Source organism: Rahnella sp. RFA10(1/100) (assembly GCF_004195115.1).
Taxonomy (GTDB): Bacteria; Pseudomonadota; Gammaproteobacteria; order Enterobacterales; family Enterobacteriaceae; genus Rahnella; species Rahnella perminowiae.
In genome coordinates, this window is the sequence record NZ_SEWR01000001.1 from 1,367,365 (window position 1) to 1,388,225 (window position 20,861).

At 51.4% G+C, this 20,861-nt stretch carries 17 protein-coding genes; 9 read left to right on the forward strand and 8 right to left on the reverse strand.

What is annotated here, in order from left to right; genetic code table 11:
* The first annotated feature begins 18 nt into the window (after positions 1 to 18).
* Genes kdpC through kdpE form a run of 3 tightly spaced genes read left to right on the forward strand, consistent with a single transcriptional unit; the run spans position 19 to position 4,021 of the window.
* Positions 19 to 612, forward strand: a complete 594-nt coding sequence (gene kdpC, locus ETV65_RS06285; RefSeq protein WP_129952032.1) for a potassium-transporting ATPase subunit KdpC — start codon at positions 19 to 21, stop codon at positions 610 to 612.
* A gap of 26 nt (positions 613 to 638) precedes the next feature.
* The gene (kdpD, locus tag ETV65_RS06290; protein WP_129952033.1) at positions 639 to 3,335 is read left to right on the forward strand and encodes a two-component system sensor histidine kinase KdpD; all 2,697 of its coding nucleotides are present in this window, start codon (positions 639 to 641) and stop codon (positions 3,333 to 3,335) included.
* Positions 3,332 to 4,021, forward strand: coding sequence for a two-component system response regulator KdpE (kdpE, locus tag ETV65_RS06295; RefSeq protein WP_129952034.1), 690 nt, complete (start codon positions 3,332 to 3,334; stop codon positions 4,019 to 4,021). The genes kdpD and kdpE overlap by 4 nt, the downstream gene beginning before the upstream one ends.
* On the opposite strand, the gene ETV65_RS06300 is transcribed toward kdpE, so the two are convergent.
* The 3 genes from ETV65_RS06300 to seqA form a co-directional block, all read right to left on the reverse strand.
* Entirely contained in the window at positions 4,011 to 4,595 is a 585-nt protein-coding gene (locus tag ETV65_RS06300; RefSeq protein WP_240782816.1) for a PadR family transcriptional regulator, read from the reverse strand. The two genes, kdpE and ETV65_RS06300, sit on opposite strands and share 11 nt — an antisense overlap.
* A 294-nt stretch (positions 4,596 to 4,889) precedes the next feature.
* Complete coding sequence (gene pgm, locus ETV65_RS06305) at positions 4,890 to 6,533, reverse strand: phosphoglucomutase (alpha-D-glucose-1,6-bisphosphate-dependent) (protein WP_129952036.1); 1,644 nt, start codon at positions 6,531 to 6,533, stop codon at positions 4,890 to 4,892.
* A gap of 24 nt (positions 6,534 to 6,557) precedes the next feature.
* Positions 6,558 to 7,112 carry a replication initiation negative regulator SeqA gene (seqA, locus tag ETV65_RS06310; RefSeq protein WP_129952037.1) on the reverse strand — a complete coding sequence of 185 codons (555 nt, stop codon included), beginning with the start codon at positions 7,110 to 7,112 and terminating at the stop codon, positions 6,558 to 6,560.
* Between the two features lie 241 nt (positions 7,113 to 7,353).
* On the opposite strand from seqA, the gene ybfF reads away from it, so the two are divergent.
* Positions 7,354 to 8,136 carry an esterase gene (ybfF, locus tag ETV65_RS06315; RefSeq protein ID WP_129952149.1) on the forward strand — a complete coding sequence of 261 codons (783 nt, stop codon included), beginning with the start codon at positions 7,354 to 7,356 and terminating at the stop codon, positions 8,134 to 8,136.
* Between the two features lie 261 nt (positions 8,137 to 8,397).
* Positions 8,398 to 8,679, forward strand: a complete 282-nt coding sequence (gene ybfE / locus ETV65_RS06320; protein ID WP_015690259.1) for a LexA regulated protein — start codon at positions 8,398 to 8,400, stop codon at positions 8,677 to 8,679.
* A 75-nt stretch (positions 8,680 to 8,754) separates the two neighbouring features.
* On the opposite strand, the gene ETV65_RS06325 is transcribed toward ybfE, so the two are convergent.
* Complete coding sequence (locus ETV65_RS06325; protein ID WP_129952038.1) at positions 8,755 to 10,419, reverse strand: methyl-accepting chemotaxis protein; 1,665 nt, start codon at positions 10,417 to 10,419, stop codon at positions 8,755 to 8,757.
* A gap of 421 nt (positions 10,420 to 10,840) precedes the next feature.
* Here ETV65_RS06325 and fldA point away from each other — a divergent pair, with 421 nt between their 5' ends.
* Together fldA and fur are read left to right on the forward strand one after the other, a co-directional pair.
* Positions 10,841 to 11,368 carry a flavodoxin FldA gene (fldA, locus tag ETV65_RS06330; protein ID WP_013576468.1) on the forward strand — a complete coding sequence of 176 codons (528 nt, stop codon included), beginning with the start codon at positions 10,841 to 10,843 and terminating at the stop codon, positions 11,366 to 11,368.
* Positions 11,369 to 11,679: 311 nt separating this feature from the next.
* Positions 11,680 to 12,135, forward strand: coding sequence for a ferric iron uptake transcriptional regulator (fur, locus tag ETV65_RS06335; RefSeq protein WP_015698140.1), 456 nt, complete (start codon positions 11,680 to 11,682; stop codon positions 12,133 to 12,135).
* 132 nt (positions 12,136 to 12,267) lie between these two features.
* On the opposite strand, the gene chiQ is transcribed toward fur, so the two are convergent.
* The 4 genes from chiQ to nagE all read right to left on the reverse strand — a co-directional run bounded on the left by chiQ (position 12,268) and on the right by nagE (position 18,330).
* The gene (gene chiQ, locus ETV65_RS06340; protein ID WP_165383701.1) at positions 12,268 to 12,603 is read right to left on the reverse strand and encodes a ChiQ/YbfN family lipoprotein; all 336 of its coding nucleotides are present in this window, start codon (positions 12,601 to 12,603) and stop codon (positions 12,268 to 12,270) included.
* Positions 12,604 to 12,616: 13 nt separating this feature from the next.
* Positions 12,617 to 14,029, reverse strand: a complete 1,413-nt coding sequence (locus ETV65_RS06345) for an OprD family outer membrane porin (protein WP_238483020.1) — start codon at positions 14,027 to 14,029, stop codon at positions 12,617 to 12,619.
* Between the two features lie 484 nt (positions 14,030 to 14,513).
* Complete coding sequence (gene glnS, locus ETV65_RS06350) at positions 14,514 to 16,184, reverse strand: glutamine--tRNA ligase (RefSeq protein ID WP_129952041.1); 1,671 nt, start codon at positions 16,182 to 16,184, stop codon at positions 14,514 to 14,516.
* A 193-nt stretch (positions 16,185 to 16,377) separates the two neighbouring features.
* Entirely contained in the window at positions 16,378 to 18,330 is a 1,953-nt protein-coding gene (gene nagE, locus ETV65_RS06355) for a PTS N-acetyl glucosamine transporter subunit IIABC (protein WP_129952042.1), read from the reverse strand.
* 446 nt (positions 18,331 to 18,776) lie between these two features.
* Here nagE and nagB point away from each other — a divergent pair, with 446 nt between their 5' ends.
* Together nagB and nagA are read left to right on the forward strand one after the other, a co-directional pair.
* Positions 18,777 to 19,577, forward strand: coding sequence for a glucosamine-6-phosphate deaminase (nagB, locus tag ETV65_RS06360; RefSeq protein ID WP_129952043.1), 801 nt, complete (start codon positions 18,777 to 18,779; stop codon positions 19,575 to 19,577).
* Between the two features lie 143 nt (positions 19,578 to 19,720).
* Positions 19,721 to 20,860 (forward strand): N-acetylglucosamine-6-phosphate deacetylase, encoded by a 1,140-nt coding sequence (nagA, locus tag ETV65_RS06365; protein WP_129952150.1) that lies wholly within the window; start codon positions 19,721 to 19,723, stop codon positions 20,858 to 20,860.
* Position 20,861: the final 1 nt, after the last annotated feature.

Genomic DNA, 20,861 nt, shown 5'->3' on the forward strand with positions numbered 1-20,861 from the left:
TTTTTGAGGAAGACCATTATGTCCGTAAGAAGAATGAACTATGTACGCCCGGCTCTGGTGATGACGGTTCTGCTGACGCTGATAACCGGCGTGGCGTATCCGCTGCTGACCACCGGCGTTTCAGAGCTGGTATTCCGCCAGCAGGCAACGGGTTCGCTGATAAAAGACGGCGGCAATAAAGTGATTGGCTCAGAACTCATCGGGCAAAATTTTACCCGCAATGATTACTTTTGGGGCCGCCCGTCAGTTACCTCTGATTCACCGTATAACCCGATGGCGTCGGGAGGGAGCAATCTGGCTGCCAGTAACCCGGCGCTGGATCAGGCAGTGAAAGACCGCGTGGCGATGCTGCGAAAAGCCAATCCGCAAAGTCCGGCGGCCGTGCCGGTGGATCTGGTCACTGCCAGCGCCAGCGGGCTGGATCCGCAGATTTCGGTGGAAGCGGCACAGTGGCAGGCTCCGCGCATTGCCACCGCGCGCGGGCTGCCACTGGCGCAAGTGAATAAATTGATTGATGATAATACCTCCTCACCACTGATTGGTTACCTCGGCCCGGACGTCGTGAACGTGCTCGGACTGAACTTAGCGCTGGATGAACTGAAAGCAAACTAACTTATCAACCAACCTGACAGGATGATATGACAGACGAAAGACCCGATCCCGACAGCCTGCTGGCGCTCGCCAATGAGAAGCCACGCGGACAACTGAAAGTCTTTTTCGGCGCCTGTGCAGGCGTCGGGAAAACTTTTGCCATGTTGCAGGAAGCGCAGCGCCTGCGCGCCACCGGCCTCGACGTGCTGGTTGGCGTAGTGGAAACTCACGGACGGCAGGAAACGCAGGCGCTGCTGCCGGGGCTTTCTCTGTTACCGCCGAAACGTATTCATCATCGCGGACGTCAGGTTCAGGAGTTTGACCTTGATGCCGCCCTGGCCCGCCGCCCTGCCCTGATCCTGATGGACGAACTGGCGCACAGTAACGCCGCCGGATCGCGCCATCCGAAACGCTGGCAGGATGTCGAAGAGTTGCTTGATGCCGGTATCGATGTGTTTACCACCGTGAACGTTCAGCATCTGGAAAGCCTGAACGATGTGGTCAGCGGCGTCACCGGTATCATTATTCGTGAAACGGTTCCCGACCGTTTGTTTGATGATGCCAGCGAAGTGGTGCTGGTAGATTTACCGCCTGACTCCCTGCGTCAGCGTCTCAAAGAAGGTAAAGTTTATATCCCCGGTCAGGCCGAACGCGCCATCGAACACTTTTTCCGTAAAGGCAATCTGATTGCCCTGCGGGAGCTTTCCCTGCGTCGTACTGCTGACCGGGTTGACGACCAGATGCGCGAATACCGCGATGATCAGGGTGTCAGTCGTGTCTGGCATACCCGTGATGCACTGTTGCTGTGTATCGGTCACAGCGGGGGTAATGAGAAATTAATCCGCGTCGCCTCGCGCCTCGCAGCGCGCCTCGGCTGTGTCTGGCACGCCGTATATGTTGAAACCCCGCGCCTGCACCGTTTACCTGAAGGCCAGCGCCGCGCCATTCTGCATTCCCTGAAACTGGCGCAGGAACTGGGGGCAGAAACTGCCACGCTCTCCGATCCGCAGGAAGAACAGGCGATTTTGCGTTACGCCCGTGAACATCGTCTGGGCAAAATTATGACCGGCCGGCGGCGGGAAAAGCGCTGGAAATTTAGCGCCAGCTTTGCTGACAAGCTGGCGGAAATCGCCCCCGATCTTGATTTAATCGTCGTCGGCCTGGAAGACGCGCCGGTAACACCTCTGCGTAAAGAGCAGGACTTACGCACTTTCGCCGATCGCTTCAGCCGCCAGTTATGGGGCTGCGCTCTTGCCGTGGCGCTGTGCGCGGTGATCACCATGATGTCGCAATGGCTGGTGCCGACTTTCGATCAGGCCAATCTGGTGATGGTGTATCTGCTCGGCGTGGTGATTGTTGCCCTGTTTTATGGCCGCTGGCCGTCGGTGCTGGCGGCGGTAATCAATGTCGTCAGCTTTGATCTGTTTTTCGTACAACCGCGCGGCTCGCTGGCGGTGACTGACGCGCAATACCTGGTGACCTTCGGCGTAATGCTGATTGTCGGCATTCTGATCGGGAATCTGACCGCAGGCGTCCGTTATCAGGCACGTATCGCGCGTCACCGTGAAAAACGTGCGCAGCATTTGTATGAAATGTCCAAAGGACTCAGTCAGTCGCTGACGCCGGAAGCCATCGCGCAGACCAGCCGCCACTTTATTTCTTCCAGTCTGAACGCCAAAACCGCCATTTTGCTGCCACAGGAGAACGGCGAACTGACGCAGCCGGCCGGCGAAATGACTTCGATTGTGGTAGATGATGCTATCGCCCGCTGGAGTTTCGACAAGAAACTGCCAGCCGGTGCGGGCACGGATACCCTGCCCGGCGTGCCCTACCAGCTTCTGCCGCTGGTTGCATCCGGTGAATCGCGTGGCCTGCTGGCGGTCGAACCGCCGAATATCCGTCAACTGTTAGTACCGGAACAACAGCGTCTGTTACAGACCTTTACCGTGCTGATCGCCAATGCACTGGAACGTCTGCATCTGGCCGCCAGCGCAGAAACGGCGCGGCTGGAAACCGAACGCGAACAACTGCGTAACTCATTGCTTTCTGCGCTTTCACACGATTTACGTACACCGCTGACGGTGCTTTTCGGCCAGGCGGAAATCCTCACGCTGGATCTTGCCGCAGAAGGCTCAAAGCATGCACCGCAGGCCAGCCAGATCCGTCAGCAGGTGCTAAGCACTACCCGGCTGGTCAACAACCTGCTGGATATGGCGCGTATTCAGTCCGGTGGATTTAATCTGCGTAAAGAATGGCAGTCGGTGGAAGAAATCACCGGCAGCGCATTGCGGATGCTCGAACCGGTGCTGGCGCACGACAATATTAAAATCGATTTACCCCAGGAAATGGTCCTGGTTAACTGCGACGCCAGCCTGATCGAACGGGTGCTGATCAATCTGCTCGAAAACGCCCATAAATATGCCGGAACCGGTGCGACAATTGGCATTAAAGCCACGCCGCTGGAGGAGTGGCTGGAGATGGAAGTCTGGGATAACGGTCCCGGTATTCCGGCTGGCGCTGAGCACACTATTTTTGAAAAATTCGCCCGCGGTAATAAAGAATCCGCTATTCCGGGCGTGGGGTTGGGATTAGCGATTTGTCGTGCCATTATTGAGGTGCACGACGGACGGATCTGGGCGGAAAATGGCCCGAACGGCGGTGCGCGTTTTCGTTTCAGGCTGCCGCTCGAGGCGTTGCCGGAGATGGAAGGTGACATGGAAAAAGACATCGACGAGGTATCGTGAGCGCATCCCCGGTAAATATTTTAATTGTTGAAGACGAAAAAGAGATCCGCCGCTTTGTGCGTACAGCACTGGAGGCGGAAGGCTTGCGGGTGTTTGAGAGTGAAACGCTGCAACGCGGGCTGATTGAAGCCGGAACCCGTAAACCGGATCTGATTATTCTCGATCTCGGTTTACCGGACGGTGACGGCCTGACGTATATTCGCGATTTGCGTCACTGGAGCGCTATCCCGATTATCGTCTTGTCGGCGCGCACCCGCGAGGAAGACAAGATAGCGGCGCTGGATGCCGGTGCCGATGATTTTCTTACCAAGCCGTTTGGCGTAGGTGAACTGCTGGCGCGGGTTCGTGTGGCCCTGCGCCGCCATACCGGCAGCGCACAGGAAAGTCCGCTGGTGACATTTGCAGATGTGACGGTGGATTTGATCAACCGGCGCGTACAGCGTAACGGTGAAGATTGTCATCTGACGCCGATTGAGTTTCGCCTGCTGGCCGAACTGTTGGCCAACAGCGGTAAAGTCATCACTCAGCGTCAGTTACTGAGCCACGTCTGGGGCCCGAATTATGTTGAACACAGCCATTATCTGCGCATCTACATGGGACATTTGCGGCAGAAACTGGAGGCCGATGCCACCCGGCCACGTCATTTACTGACCGAAACCGGCGTGGGCTATCGCTTTATGCCTTAGGCCGGTCGGTCTCCGGTTTGGCCTCACCAAATTCGGCTTCCAGACTTTCAGCGGCTTGCTGCAAAATCGCACTCACACGCACCACCTGTTCCGACGTTAAATCCGCCCGCATCATGTTAGAACGCAGCGCGTGACGCAGGCGGTGCATCGATTCCTGAATGCCTTCTGCCAGGTTGTTTTCACGCGGACGCTGCGCCCCCGCCAGACGGGCAAAAATCATATCAACCGTCGCCTGATGCTGTGCCAGTTCCGCTCTACCGGCTTCCGTTATCTGGTAGCTTTTCCGGCCGTTGCCCGTGGCGACAGGCTCAAGGAAGTCCTGCTCTTCCAGCAGTGTCAGCGTCGGGTAAATCACGCCCGGGCTTGGCACGTAAAGACCGGAAGAGGCTTCTTCAATCGCTTTGATCAGTTCGTAACCGTGGCTCGGTTTCTTCGCCACCAGCGCCAGCAGTACGCGGCGTAAATCGCCATGTTCAAACAGACGGTGTGCACCGCGTTCACCACGGCGGCCTTCACCACGCCCGCGATGTTCACGCCCTTCTTCACCACGATGGCGACCGTCACGACGTAACATGTGACGCTCGCTGTGATCGCTGTATTCTGATTCATGACGGCAATGGCCGCGATGCCCTTCTTCACGACTACCGTGGCCGCGATGGCGACCCTCAAACATTTTACTAAACATAGTGCATGTCCTATTTAGATATATCGAATCATTTCGATATATCTAAACTAGATCGGTTTTCAGAAACTGGCAAGACCGGGAAGCGAATTTAGATATATCTTTTTATGTCTGAACTTCCGGCAAAAAACGGGCAAAAAAAAAGCGCTGAATAATCAGCGCCTTTGATGAGATAAAGAAAACGGCTTATTTCGCGTCGGCAAGCACTTTACTGACGATTTCTACCGCTTCTTTCTCGATTTGCTCACGATGTTCAGCACCGAGGAAGCTTTCACAATAGATCTTGTAAGCTTCTTCCGTACCGGACGGACGCGCCGCAAACCAGCCATTTTTGGTCATCACTTTCAGACCACCGATAGACGCGCCGTTACCCGGTGCGTTGGTCAGACGGGCAGTGATCGGGTCACCGGCCAGTGTGTCAGCTTTCACCTGTTCAGGAGAGAGTTTAGACAGTGCGGCTTTCTGCGCGTGCGTCGCAGGTGCCTGAATACGGTTGTAGCTTGGTGCACCAAAGCGCGCAGCCAGTTCGTTGTAATGTTCCTGCGGGTTCTTGCCGGTAACAGCAGTAATTTCTGCGGCCAGCAGGCACATGATGATCCCATCTTTGTCGGTCGACCAGGGTGTGCCGTCGAAACGCAGGAAAGAAGCCCCGGCACTTTCTTCGCCACCAAATCCGAAGCTGCCGTCAAACAGACCATCAACAAACCATTTGAACCCAACCGGCACTTCCACCAGTTTACGGCCCAAATCTTCTACCACGCGGTCGATCATCGCACTCGATACCAGCGTTTTACCGACGGCAACCTCTTTGCCCCATTGCGGACGATGCTGGAACAGATACTGAATCGCCACCGCCAGATAATGGTTCGGGTTCATCAGACCGGCAGGCGTCACAATACCGTGGCGGTCATAATCCGGATCATTGGCAAAGGCCAGATCGAATTTATCACGCAGCGCCAGCAGACCGGCCATTGCAGATTCAGACGAGCAGTCCATACGGATCACGCCGTCATGGTCGAGATGCATAAAACGGAAAGTCTGATCGACTTCATCGTTAACCAGCGTCAGATCCAGTTGGTAATGTTCCGCGATACGCTTCCAGTATTCGATACCGGAACCGCCAAGCGGATCGACACCCAGTTTCAGACCCGCTTTCTGAATCGCAGCCATATCAACGATATCGGTCAGCCCTTCGATAAACGACTGAACCAGATCTTTCGCTTGCAGATGGCCACTTTTCCACGCCAGATCCAGAGACTGACGTTTCACGCCTGCCAGTTTTGAGGCCAGCAATGCGTTAGCACGTTTCTCAATCACGGAAGTCAGATTAGTATCTGCCGGCCCCCCGTTGGTCGGGTTATATTTGATGCCGCCATCTTCCGGTGGGTTGTGTGAAGGCGTGATGACGATGCCATCCGCCAGCGCGCTGCCGTGACGGTTATGCGTCAGAATGGCGTGCGACACCGCAGGGGTCGGCGTGAACCCGTTATCTTCCTGAACAATGACATCCACGCCATTGGCGGTCAGCACTTCCAGCACAGAGATAAACGCCGGTTCGGACAACGCATGGGTGTCTTTACCCACGTAGCACGGGCCGGTGGTACCCTGCTCTTTACGCACTTCGGCAATCGCCTGAGCAATTGCCAGGATGTGCGCTTCATTAAAGCTGTGACGCAACGCACTACCGCGATGGCCGGACGTACCAAATTTCACAGCATGTGCTGTGTTTGCCGGATCCGGTTGCAGAACGTAATACTGTGACGTTAACTGCGCCACATTGATCAAATCGCTTTGCTGAGCAGGTTGCCCTGCACGGGGGTGATTAGCCACTGGCGCTTCTCCCTTACGCTGAAATTAGAGGGTGCCGCATACTTTATCAGTCAGTTCCGCCGGGAACTGCATGAGCTGCATGATGTGTTCGATCATGCTGCGTTTGCGACCTGTGTTGGTATTCGTAATAACCCAATACGGCGTTCCGGGAACGTGTTTAGGTTTGGTATGTATGCCGTTTTGCAGCAAGGTTTGCTGGTCACCGGCAAAATAAGTCCGCGTGCGCCCGGTCAGAGAGTCGGTCGCTGTCGCAAATTCTTTAGGGTTCAGGGTATACAAGGTCGAGAGGATCAGCATAAAACGATTAACCGCTTTAGTCTGTTCTGCGTATTCGTCGGACAACAGCAGTTCACGGACGGCGCGGACTTTATCACGCGACGTCGGTGCCGCTGCGACAGCAGGTTTTTCCTGCGCAACAGTTCCGGCAATAACAGAAGTCGTCGCTGGCGCGTCAGGAGCGGTCTGACCGGCAGTAAACTTCAACATACGGCGTAAAATATCAGACGCACTTTCACCGATTGCCTGCGTGTGGCTGGCAATGTAGCGGTAGAGTTCTTCGTCAACCTCAATAGTTTTCATCTTTATCCAGTACTGTTCTTCTACTTAATTCATTCAAAAGGATTATACAAATTTCTACGCAGTAACAAACAGGGGAATTGCGCTGCAAAGTAAAATCCAGACAACTTCCCGATTTTGCTGCATGCAGGCTCCGGCCCGTTCTGTTCCTGGTAGTCAAATCCCGCTCAGGCATCTGGCAGACACTTTCTGTTTTAAAAAATTATCCGCAAGTCATGATAACCTAATGAGATTGTTTATCTGTATGAACTTCTCTATGAAATTACATTATCGCCTGCAGGGATCTGAAGTGACTGGCAGCACTGCACTGCCGGTTTTGCTTATCCACGGATTGTTCGGCACCCTGGATAATCTGGGTATTCTGGCCCGTGACCTGAGACAACAGCATAACGTGTTACAGGTGGATTTGCGTAATCATGGCCAGTCCGGACGTTCTGATGAAATGTCTTACGCCGCCATGGCACAAGATTTAGAAGAAACGCTGGATGCTGTTGGTTTCCAAAAAATCATCGTTATCGGCCATTCGATGGGCGGCAAAGCCGCGATGGCGCTGACGGCACGGATCCCCGATCGTATCGAAAAGTTGATCGCCATTGATGTCGCCCCCGTGGATTATCACGTCCGTCGTCATGATGAGATTTTCGCGGCCATTAACGCTGTGACCGACGCAAGACTCCGTGACCGCACGTCTGCCAGCGACTGTATGCGCCAGTATATAAAGGAAGACGGCGTGATCCAGTTTTTGCTTAAGTCCTTCCGCCAGGGCGAATGGTGCTTCAACGTGCCCGTGCTGCTCAGTGAATACGAAACCATTACCGGCTGGGAAGATGTGCCAGCATGGGATCATCCGGCGCTGTTTATCCGCGGGAGCTTATCGCCGTATGTGCAGGATGAATACCGCGACGCGATTGCCCGCCAGTTTCCACAGGCCAAAGCACATGTGGTGGCGGGAGCCGGTCACTGGGTGCATGCGGAAAGACCCGATGCGGTACTGCGCGCTGTGCACCGTTTCATCGATGTGGCCTGAGGTTTAACATCCTGGGGATAAATTGTGCAAAAAGTCTGCACAACTTAAGAAGTTATCATGAAATCAGGGCAATCAGGCGTTGTGAACCCCTGGGGCGCCAGTGTATGATTGCGCGCTATAATTTTGCCGCCCCGTTTTACTCACAGTGAGTCGCGGGGGGTGAATTGGGTCAGGGTTTCTTAGCCCGAAATGTGTGAAACGCTCGTCAGGAACGGCTTGCCGTTTCCCGATGTAAAAACTTCCCTGGTTGTACCTCTACCTATGGCAAAAGAACAACTGGATCGCACGACGATTGATCTGTTCGCAGATGACCGTCGTCCGGGGCGTCCAAAAACAAATCCGCTATCCCGTGATGAACAGCTCAGGATCAATAAGCGCAACCAGTTACGCCGCGATAAAGCGAGCGGCCTGCGTCGTGTGGAGCTGAAAATGAATGCCGATGCTGTTGACATGCTCAATAAGCTGGCAGAAGAACGCAATATCAGTCGTAGCGAATTGATTGAAGAGATGCTGCTGTCGCATCTTAACGGTCATGAAGGTTGATTGAAAAGCGGGTAACCCGATAAGGCTACCCGTTTGTTTTTCTTAATTATTCCACGCTAATTTACGTCTTCCCACTCAGAACGTTTCCCAGTTTTCAGCACTTTTCGCCGAAAGCCTGCCGGTATCAGGACGCAACAAGGGTGCTGAAATCGACTTCGCCGGACGTGAACCCACATTCGTGACGCTGTCTTTCAGTTTGAACGTTGCGACGGCGTTGTTGAGCAACGAAGCCTGTTCTTCCAGCGATACTGCGGCCTGTGACGCCTGTTCTACCAGTGCGGCGTTCTGTTGTGTAACGCTGTCCATTTCTGTGACCGCTACCGCTACCTGACTGATTCCTTTACTTTGTTCGTCAGACGCAGACGCAATTTCCGCCATGATGTCGGTGACATGCGTAATTGAGCGCACCACTTCATTCATTGTCTGACCGGCGTTTTCAACCAGTTTCGAGCCGCTGTCGACGCGGGAAACCGATTCGCTGATGAGCTGTTCGATTTCTTTTGCAGCCTGCGCACTGCGTTGTGCCAGGCTGCGCACCTCGCTGGCAACCACTGCAAAACCACGCCCCTGCTCGCCTGCACGTGCTGCTTCTACTGCGGCATTCAGCGCCAGAATGTTGGTCTGGAAAGCGATGCTGTTAATCACGGAAGTGATTTCAGCAATTTTCTTCGAACTGCCGGAGATATCTTTCATGGTGCTGACCACATCCGCCACGATGTTGCCACCTTTCTGCGCAGTGGTAGAAGCTTCCATAACCAGCTGGCTGGCATGATGAGCGTTATCAGCATTGTGCTTAACCGTCGCAGTCAGTTCTTCCATGCTGGCAGCGGTTTCTTCCAGTGCAGATGCCTGCTCTTCCGTACGGGAAGATAAATCATTGTTTCCGGCTGAAATTTCTGACGCGCCCTGATAGATGTGATTGGTGCAGTTGCGGATGGTCTGAACGGTATTCACCAGGCTAGACTGCATCAGGTTCAGTAACGGAATCAGCTTACCGGCGCAGTTTTTACCGAACTCATCCAGATAAAGCGTCAGATCGCCGCTGGCGATCACCGCGAAGTGATCACGGATTTTATCCAAGGGTTTCACCAGCGCCATGACCAGATAACGGTCAGTCAGTAATAAGATCACCAGCCCGATACCAAAGGCCGTCAGCAGAATCACTTTGCTGAATGAGGTCAGATGGGCAGACTGCCGTTGCGATGCATCAAAATCTACCGCGATCTGACCGCCGACTTTGTCCATCGAGACACCAAAACTGCGGCTCAGTGCAGGTACGGTAGTGTTGGCTAACTGGTTATATAACTCCGTGTTCTTACTGAAGGCTGCGTCGAACATTGGCGTGACGCCCTGGGTAATCAGATTTTCCCAATTGGTGATCAGTTCCTGCACGGCAACATCTTCCAGCCCCGGATGCGGCGCCGTTTTAAAATTAGCCAGTGCCTGGGTCAGCCCGGTGAGGGATTGTTTGGCGGTATCAAAAATTTCCGGACCTTTTGACGGATCGGCCTGAAGCTGTGCGACGGCACGCGTAAGGCGAGTTACGGTACGGAAATACTGATCATTTCCTTTATTGATCAGCGCCATATTATTGACCAGCTCGGTACTGTTTTTGGTATTTTGGGTCAGTGTGTCAAGGGAGGTAACGGTGTATAGGGAAACACCCGCCCACATGACACAAAAAATGCCAAGAATTGTTAACAAAGCGGCCCTGATGGTAATATTTTTTAAAAACTGCACGATATGCCTCTCTCGAAACATGACTGTTTCTGGCCTGAGGATTGAGGGGGATGCGGAGAATCAAGACAGGTAACCAGCAGGCAAGTGCCCCAGGACATGTTTGAACACCTCTCCGGGCATCGATTTCTTTATTATGTTGAGATTGCTCTCGCATCATCTATCGGCGGAATATTCTCGAAATTTAGTATTGTGACGACTTATTTCTTCAATTTGCGTTTGACCTTATTCAGCCTGAGGTTAACGCACCCTGCGTGAAAGCACACAAAGGCGATAACACTTAAAAATATTGCCCGATAAACTTATTTCCCAGCTAAGAAGGCGAGCAGAAGCATATTCTCCGCCGCACGAGTTTGCTATCATCTGCATTATTATTGCCTGCGTTGCAGAGCACTTCATTGAGAACAAGAGGTTAGGTAATCTTATGGCCGTTGTAGGTATCTTCTTTGGATCCGATACAGGTAACACCGAAAACATCGCAAAAATGATCCAGAAACAGTTGGGTAAAGATGTTGCAGAGGTGCATGACATTGCGAAGAGCAGCAAAGAGGATCTGGAAAAATTCGATATTTTGCTTATCGGTATTCCAACCTGGTATTACGGTGAAGCGCAGTGTGACTGGGACGACTTTTTCCCAACGCTGGAAGAGATAGATTTCGAAGGTAAGCTGGTTGCACTGTTTGGCTGTGGTGACCAGGAAGACTATGCCGAATATTTTTGCGATGCACTGGGCACCGTGCGCGATATCATTGAGCCACGCGGCGCAGTGATTGTCGGACACTGGCCTACCGAAGGGTATCACTTTGAAGCCTCTAAAGGCCTGGCTGATGATAAGCATTTCATAGGACTGGCAATTGACGAAGATCGCCAGCCGGAACTGACCAGTGAACGTGTTGATGCCTGGGTGAAACAGATCACAGAAGAACTCAGCCTTTCTGAAATTATTGGCTAAAAACCCTGTTGGCCCTGAGGATTTATTCTACAATTGAAGGGCCAAACTATTACTGAAATTAACAATTTAACTGCTACAAAATTGTAACTTTCGGTCGTATCAAGGTACACTGAGTTCCTCTGTTTTTTCTATCGATCAAGTCGTTGCATTACCAATGTGACCGGCAAATTGTGATCTTTATTAACAGGCTATCGTTGACGACAATTGGCACACTTGCGTAAACGAAGAGACTAAACGAATAATTTGTGCCGCCGATGCCACAGGCTGCATGCCTCAACTTGATTAGCACATAGTAACAGGACTGAATCCGCATGACTGACAACAACACCGCACTGAAGAAAGCTGGCTTAAAAGTCACGCTTCCGCGCCTCAAAATCCTGGAAGTGCTGCAAGCGCCGGAAGGTCATCACGTTAGTGCGGAAGATCTTTACAAGCAATTAATTGATATGGGTGAAGAAATTGGCCTGGCAACGGTTTACCGCGTTCTGAACCAGTTCGACGACGCCGGTATCGTTACCCGTCATAATTTCGAAGGCGGCAAGTCCGTATTCGAACTGACTCAGCAGCATCACCACGATCACCTCATCTGCCTGGATTGCGGACGTGTAATCGAATTTCGTGATGAGTATATTGAAGGCCGTCAGCGTGAGATTGCTAAGAAACACGGCATCAAACTGACCAACCATAGTCTGTATCTCTATGGTCATTGTGAAGCAGGTGATTGCCGCGAAGATGAGTCTTTGCACAACGATAAACCTGCGCACTAATATGGCATGTGGCAACCCCGTTGCCGACAGGCTGTGAATTCATTAACCGCTGAAAAGCGGTTTTTTTATGTCTGGATTTCAGCAACCCTAAAAAAACCCCGGCACGCCGGGGTTTGATTTCTGCGATTCGTTTTACGGTTTCGGAGCGTTATTGGCCCGGATTTCCTGCCATATCTTTCCGCAATCTGCGGCATACGCCTGACCATTACCGGTTTTGCGTGCCGTAAGACACTGCTGGTAATCCACCACGCGAACCGTTTCCTGTTCCGCAAATTTTTGGTGGGCTTTTTCCTGTTTCAGTACATTCAGCACCGCCTGACAGGATGCCAGTTTATCCGGATTGCCTTCCGCCGTATTAATACAGGCGCTGTAAGCCTCACGCGTTTTGGATATTTCAGCCTGATCGGCTGTCGGCGCACAACCCGCCAGCAGAACAGCGGATACCACGGTCATCAATAATTTATTCATCGACATAGCGACCTCAGAAAATAGTGAATGGAGCGATAACAATGAATTTCACGTCTTTTTCATCCTGGAAAATATTGCCGTATCCGCCGCCCCAGCTTGGAATATCCGAATGATTGTCATACTGGGTGTAATGCAGTTTGAACAATGTCCCTTTCGCACGGCCTTCCTGAATGGTGTACAGCGCATCCAGACTCCAGGCGCTTTCTTTCAGGCGCTGACTCTGGTCGTAAGCCGCGTTAGTGCTCGGCCTGGCATCCCATGCATAAACATAGGAGCCACCGACGGCTAAGCCCGGTAAATCCCATTTTGCCAGGTCATACAACACGCCTGCATATACTGCTTTTTCACCGTTAGCGTTGAAGTCCGAACGGTTGTCCCACCACACATCAAGACGGCCGTTTGAAGAGGAATACGTCGGCGTCATACGTTGCAGGAAGTAACCCTGGTTCCCTTCCGCTTTCACCATCGTCCCTTCCAGACGCCAGTTGAACTGACCCGTGGTATAGCCGAAAGTTAACGCCTGCAACCAGGCCAGACCATCATACAAACTGTTTGGATCATTTTTGTCGCTGATACGATCTTCTGCCCCATAGAACTGATAGCTGGTAGTCAGCGGATTGCCCAGCAAATCTATTTTGTACGAGGCTTTGCCAAAGTACTGATCGACATAACTTTCAGCCTGACCAAACGCGCCTTCCAGCACGAAGTCATTTTTAAAGTCATATTTCGCACCGAGTGAGTGAATATAAGAAACGCCGGTTTTCTTATCATTCTGGCGGAAATCATCCATTTCCAGATGCCAGGGCGATTTATATTCGTCGGCCCACATATAGGAGAAACTCAGTTCACCCGGATCACCGAAATCATGTTTATACCCGGCTTCCGCACCGCGATAAGTCCCCGGCATGAAGCTCCAGTGCGGTGCGATCAACGTCTGCCCTGTGGGCTGAATATAGCCCGCATGTCCCCAGAATCCGCCATATTTAAATTTACCGGCCGCTTTGTAGAGACTGACCCCGCCTTTATCACCTGAGTAATCCTCGTCATAAGCGTGGTTTTTAGAAGAGAATGCAATTTCGTTTGGATGAGTGCTGTCACTGGCTTCGGCTAATTCAATGGCGGTGAAGGCCGCAACGTCGATACCGAACATGTCCCAGGCATAACCAGAGGAAAAATCGAGATTCAGGTTAGCAGTGGAGTGTGAAAGGTTAGTCGCGTATTTGTTGTAGTCGGAATTATTGACGGTGACTTTTGAGCCATCCGGACGGGTTTCTTCTTTGGTTTTGTTCAAATCTTTGCGGTCACGTTCACGCTGCCAGTAATACACGCCACCGGTCAGTGTGGAATCATCGATAAAACCGGCCGCGCTGGCCTCGTGTGAAAACATCATTCCGCCACTCAGTAAAGTGCCGGCGAGAGAATACATGGCAGGTTTCAGGTAAGCCGATCCCCTGCCCCTGTTAAGGTGCTTGTGCATAGAGATTCCTCATTTTGACTAAAAATTTCGTGCAAAACCCAAACGGGTATCAAAATCGGCCGTCAGAGACGTAACCGGTTAAATCAACATTAAGAGTATTTTTCGCGACGCGAATTATCAATGGGTAATTAATCATTGATCATCGAAGTATGACAAAGTGCACATAAAGATGAAAAAATGTAACTACATGTCTTAAGGCAGGATCAGACCGACAGATTATTTAAATAGAGAGAATAAACAAGTCACTAAGTTTTACTGAGGAAAAGTTAAAACGTTTCAGCCACAGAAAGTACTGAAAATGAGCGTTTAAAAATCATACATCGGGAACACATTAATTCGCGACGAAAACCAATTTTTTGCAGCAGCAAAATAAAACCCGGACATAAAAAAACGCAGCCTGAGCTGCGTTTTTAAACCCTTATCGCGATGACTTTTATGCGACCGGTTTACTTTCCCATGTATCACGCAGGCCCACGGTACGGTTAAATACCAGATGTTCCGCGCCGGAGTAGCGACTGTCAGCGCAGAAATAACCTTCACGCTCGAACTGCAGGCTGATTTCAGCCTGAGCAGACACCAGCGACGGTTCAACAAAACCGTGCGCAATCACCAGAGACTCCGGGTTGATTGTGGTCAGGAAATCTTCTGCCTGCCCCGGGTTGGCAACATTGAACAGACGGTCATACAAGCGGAACTCAGCCGGTTTACCTTCTGAAGCCGAAACCCAGTGGATCACACCTTTCACCTTGCGGCCATCGGCAGGATCTTTACTGAGGGTGTCGATATCGTAAGAGCATAAAATCGTGGTGATATTCCCTTCTGCGTCTTTCTCGATACGTTCTGCTTTGATCACATAGGCATTACGCAGACGCACTTCTTTGCCCAACACCAGACGCTTGTACTGTTTATTGGCTTCTTCACGGAAATCGGCCTGATCGATGTAAATCTCACGGGTAAACGGTACTTCGCGGCTGCCCATTTCCGGTTTGTTCGGATGGTTCGGCATCTTCACCCACTGCACAGCATCACCCGTAAAGTTTTCAATGATCACTTTAACCGGATTGATCACTGCCATAGCGCGCGGTGCATTCTCGTTCAGATCGTCACGGATACAGGATTCCAGCGCCATCATTTCAACGTTGTTATCCTGCTTGGTCACACCGATACGACGGCAGAATTCACGGATTGAAGCAGCGGTGTAACCCCGGCGACGCAGGCCCGACACCGTCGGCATACGCGGATCGTCCCAGCCTTCAACAATCTTCTCCGTTACCAACAGGTTCAGCTTACGCTTGGACATGATGGAATATTCTAGATTCAGACGGGAGAATTCGTACTGACGCGGGTGGCAGGGAATAGAAATATTATCCAGAACCCAGTCGTAGAGACGACGGTTATCCTGGAATTCCAGCGTACACAGCGAATGGGTGATCCCTTCCAGCGCATCGGAAATGCAGTGGGTAAAATCGTACATCGGATAGATGCACCATTTTTTACCGGTCTGGTGGTGTTCTGCGAACTTAATACGGTACAGAACCGGATCACGCATGACAAAGAATGGCGAGGCCATGTCGATTTTAGCACGCAGACAGGCAGCGCCTTCAGCGAACTCACCGTTACGCATTTTTTCAAACAGCGCAATATTCTCTTCTACGCTACGATCGCGATACGGGCTGTTTTTACCCGGCGACGTCAGTGAACCGCGGTATTCACGGATCTGCTCAGGAGACAGTTCATCCACATACGCCAGACCTTTGTTGATCAGTTCCAGCGCGTAAGCATGCAGTTGATCAAAATAGTCCGAGGAGTAATGAATATCGCCGCTCCAGTCGAAACCTAACCACTGAACGTCGTGTTTGATCGACTCAACGAATTCGATATCTTCTTTTGCCGGATTGGTATCGTCAAAACGCAGATTGCACTGCCCCTGATAGTCTTGTGCAATGCCGAAATTCAGGCAGATAGATTTCGCATGACCGATATGCAGATAACCATTAGGCTCAGGCGGGAAACGGGTGCGAACGGTATTATGTTTCCCGGTCGCCAGATCTTCATCAATAATCTGACGGATAAAATTTGTTGGGCGGGCTTCAGCCTCACTCATTGTGCAATTCCTCTACGCAACATTGACTCTACGGATAACCGCTTATGTTCCAACAAGCCACGTCGGGAAACAACCGTTAGTTGCATAAAATCGTGGTTATCTCTGCTGCGTCTGTTCTCAGGCAATAAAAAAGCGGGAAGAGATCGCTCTCTTCCCGCTGTCACTCCGTCAACCTGTTACGCCATCTGGCGAATTATTTGCTCTGGATGTCGAACAGCTTGGTCTGTCCCGCGACCACGAAACCACTGGCCAGTGAGACCACACCGGTATAATCATCAATATTACTGACGACGACCGGGCTTATCATTGAACGGGCATTGGCGTTCAGATAATCCAGATCCAGTTCGAGCACAGGCTGACCGGCGGTGACTGTTGCGCCTTCCTCGACCAGTCGGGTAAAGCCCTGTCCGTTCAGCGCCACAGTATCAATCCCCATATGCACCACGATCTCAGCACCGGAAGTGGTTTCCAGGCAGAAAGCATGATTGGTATTGAAGATTTTCACCACGGTGCCCGCGGCTGGCGATACCACAATTTTATCGGTAGGACGAATAGCGACACCATCACCTACGGCTTTGCTGGCAAAGGCTTCATCAGGCACCTGATCCAGCGCGACGATATCACCCGTTACCGGAGATACTAAAGTTTCCACTACCGTTTTCACGCTGTTTGGCACGGCCTGAGGTGCAGTTTTGACAGCAGCAACCGGCTCAGCCGTTGCAACACCTGCGGCGACTGGCCCGCGAGCCATCACTTTTTTCATTGCATCAGCCAGAGATTCAGCTTTTGCACCCACAATAACCTGAATGCTTTGTTTATTCAGACGAACAATTCCTGACGCACCCAGACGTTTACAGGCAGCATCATCAACGGTGCCCGCATCTTTTACATTCAGACGCAGACGGGTAATACAGGCGTCAATACCTTTGAAGTTGTCAGAACCGCCCAGCGCACCGATGTAACTCAGCGCCAGCTGGTTCAGACCTTCTTCTGTATTGCTGTTCGCTTCCGGCTCACCGATATGCTCAACGTCGTCTTCACGACCCGGCGTTTTCAGGTTGAACATGCGGATAATTACGCTAAACAGAACAAAGTAGATGACGAAGAACACGACGCCCATCACCAGCAACATCCAGACGTTCTTGCTGGCTGCTGGCAGGTTGTACATCAACGCATAGTCGATGGCACCTGCGGAGAAGGAGAAGCCGGCGTGGATACCCAACGCTGTCGCAATGTACAGGCTGACCCCGGTAAGGATAGCGTGGACTAAATACAGTAGCGGAGCCAGGAACATGAACAGGAATTCTAATGGCTCGGTCACACCGGTCAGGAATGCGGTCACCGCGACTGAAACCAGCATACCGCCAACCAACGAACGACGCTCTTTCGGTGCAGCGAAGTACATGGCACATGCTGCGCCTGGCAGACCGAACATCATGATTGGGAAGAAGCCGGACATGAACATCCCTGCAGTGCCGTCACCCGCGTAGAAGCGGTTGATGTCACCGTGGAATACAGTACCCGCAGCGTTAGTGAAGTCACCAATCTGGAACCATGCGATGGTGTTCAGAACCTGATGCAGACCGGTTGGGATCAGCAAACGGTTTACGAAACCAAAGATACCTGCACCGAATGCACCAGCACCTACGATCCACTCCCCACCCGCACGGATTGCATCCTGCACCGGAGGCCAGACGTAACCGAAGATAGCGGCCAGAATCAGACAGAAGAAGCCGGTTGCGATAGGAACGAAGCGTTTCCCACCGAAGAAACTCAGGAAGTCAGGCAGTTTGATATCAGACCAGCGGTTGTAAACCATACCGCCCACCAGACCGGTGATAATACCGGCCAGCACGCCCATGTTTACCGCAGGGTTGATGGTGATCATCGCTTTAGTCAGGATGAAGTAACCAATACCACCTGCTAATGCTGCTGCCCCGGCATTGTCTTTAGACCAGCTGGATGCCACACCAATAGCAAAAATTAATGCGAGGTTATCGAAAATCCCGCCACCGGCTTGCGCGATGAAAGGCATATTAAGAAGATCAGGCTGACCGAAACGCAGCAATAAAGCAGCGACTGGCAGTACGGCTATCGGCAGCTGTAGCGCTCTGCCTAAACGCTGAAAGAATCCAAGAATATTCACATTTCCCCCTATCCGCCGTCAGGCGAATCACCTAAGTAGTTTAATTAGTATGGTTACTACCTTTACATTTACCGTTCCGATTTAACCAACTGCACTTATAACTAACAGCAATGCGAGTGTAAAAAGATTATTTCGTATCGCAAATTAAAACCTCTCTTTTTGTGAGAATCGTCACCAAAAAGAGGTGATAACATGCCATTTTACTGGTCAAGACACCAAACTTATTTTATCATTAAAAAAATCCAGACGGCATTGTGCCACTCATAAACCGTTGCGGTGGTTTACGCTTAACAAAACCGCCTTTGAACCGACGAACTTAGTTTTTGCTTTGACTACCTATATCCGAGTCATTGACGTTGCAGACAGAGAGCAGTCAATACCCCCTGCTACGCCAAGGACAAAGGATATCAACAGTATATTCAATATTCTGAAACTCGAGGTATCTGATGAGACTTATTCCGTTAAACACCCCCACTGAAGTTGGCAAATGGGCTGCACGTCATATCGTTGAACGCATCAACGCGTTTAAACCCACCGCAGACCGTCCTTTTGTATTAGGCTTACCAACCGGGGGTACCCCGCTCGAAGCTTACAAGCATTTAATCGCTATGCATAAAGCAGGCCAGGTTAGCTTTAAGCATGTAGTGACTTTCAACATGGACGAATATGTCGGTCTGCCGCAGGAACACCCTGAGAGCTACCATACGTTTATGTACAAAAACTTCTTTGACCACGTTGATATTCCACGCGAAAACATCAATCTTCTGAATGGTAACGCACCCGACGTCAACGAAGAATGCCGCCAGTACGAAGCGAAAATTAAGTCTTACGGCAAAATTAACCTGTTTATGGGTGGCGTGGGCAACGACGGGCATATCGCATTCAACGAACCGGCTTCTTCTCTGGCTTCCCGTACCCGTATCAAAACCCTGACGCATGAAACCCGTATCGCGAACTCACGTTTCTTCGACAATGATGTCTCTCAGGTGCCAAAATACGCCCTGACCGTGGGTGTTGGCACACTGCTGGATGCGGAAGAAGTGATGATTCTGGTCACTGGTCATGCGAAAGCGCAGGCACTGGAAGCAGCTGTTGAAGGTAATATCAACCACATGTGGACCATCAGTTGCCTGCAATTGCACGCAAAAGCCGTTATGGTGTGTGATGAACCTTCCACCATGGAACTGAAAGTCAAAACTGTTAAATATTTCCGCGAGTTAGAAGCGGAAAATATGAAAAACCTTTAATTAATTGAGTCCCCGAAAGCATTGGAGTTGCAGCAAGACGGCAACTGAACGAATCTCCGGGAGCTTACTCACGTAAGTGACCGGAGTGAGTGAAGGCAGCCAACGCCGCTGCGGCTCAAAGGATTTAGGGGAATGGGGGCATGATGTACGCATTGATTGAGGGCCGGGTCTATACCGGTCATGACGTTCTGGATAACCACGCGGTAGTGATTGCCGATGGCAAAATCGAACGTGTCTGCCCGGTGAGTGAATTACCGGCGAATGTGGAAACCCGCAGTCTGGATGGTGCCATTCTTGCCCCCGGATTTATCGATCTGCAACTTAATGGTTGTGGCGGTGTGCAGTTCAACGATTCACTGGAAGCGATTTCAGTAGAAACGTTAGAAATCATGCAGAAAGCCAATGAAAAATCCGGATGTACCAGTTTCTTGCCGACGCTCATTACCTGTAGCGATGACTACATGAAACACGGCATTAGCGTCATGCGCACCTATCTGGAAAAGTATCCAAATCAGGCATTGGGCCTGCATCTGGAAGGACCGTACCTCAGCCCGCTGAAAAAAGGCACGCATAATCCGGCCTTTATCCGGCTGCCAGACAGCGCAATGATTGATTTCCTGTGCGCCAATGCGGATGTAATTACCCAACTGACGCTCGCACCTGAACAGGTTGATGCAAAATATATCCGCCAGCTGCATGAAGCAGGAATCGTCATTTCCGCAGGTCATTCAAATTCAACCTATGCTGAAGCACGTGCCGGTTTTGCCGCAGGTATCAGCTTTGCTACGCACCTTTATAATGCAATGCCTGCTATCACAGGTCGTCAGCCTGGTCTTATTGGTGCAATTTTTGATACGCCGGAAGTGTATACCGGCGTGATCGCTGACGGTCTGCATGTCGACTGGGCGAATATCCGCAACGCGAAAAAACTCAAAGGTGAGAAGCTGGTGCTGGTCACCGACGCAACTGCCCCTGCTGGCGCGAATATTGATGAGTTCATTTTTGCCGGTAAAACAATATACTACCGTGACGGACTCTGTGTGGACGAAAACGGAACACTGAGCGGCTCGGCCCTGACAATGATTGAAGCGGTGCAAAACAGCGTCGAACATGTCGGGATTGCTCTGGATGAAACGCTGCGTATGGCAACGCTTTATCCGGCACGCGCTATTGGTGTTGCCGATCAACTGGGCAGCATCGAAGCAGGTAAAGTCGCTAATCTCACCGCGTTCACTCATGATTTTAAAATCACAAAAACTATCGTTAATGGTGACGAAGTTTAAT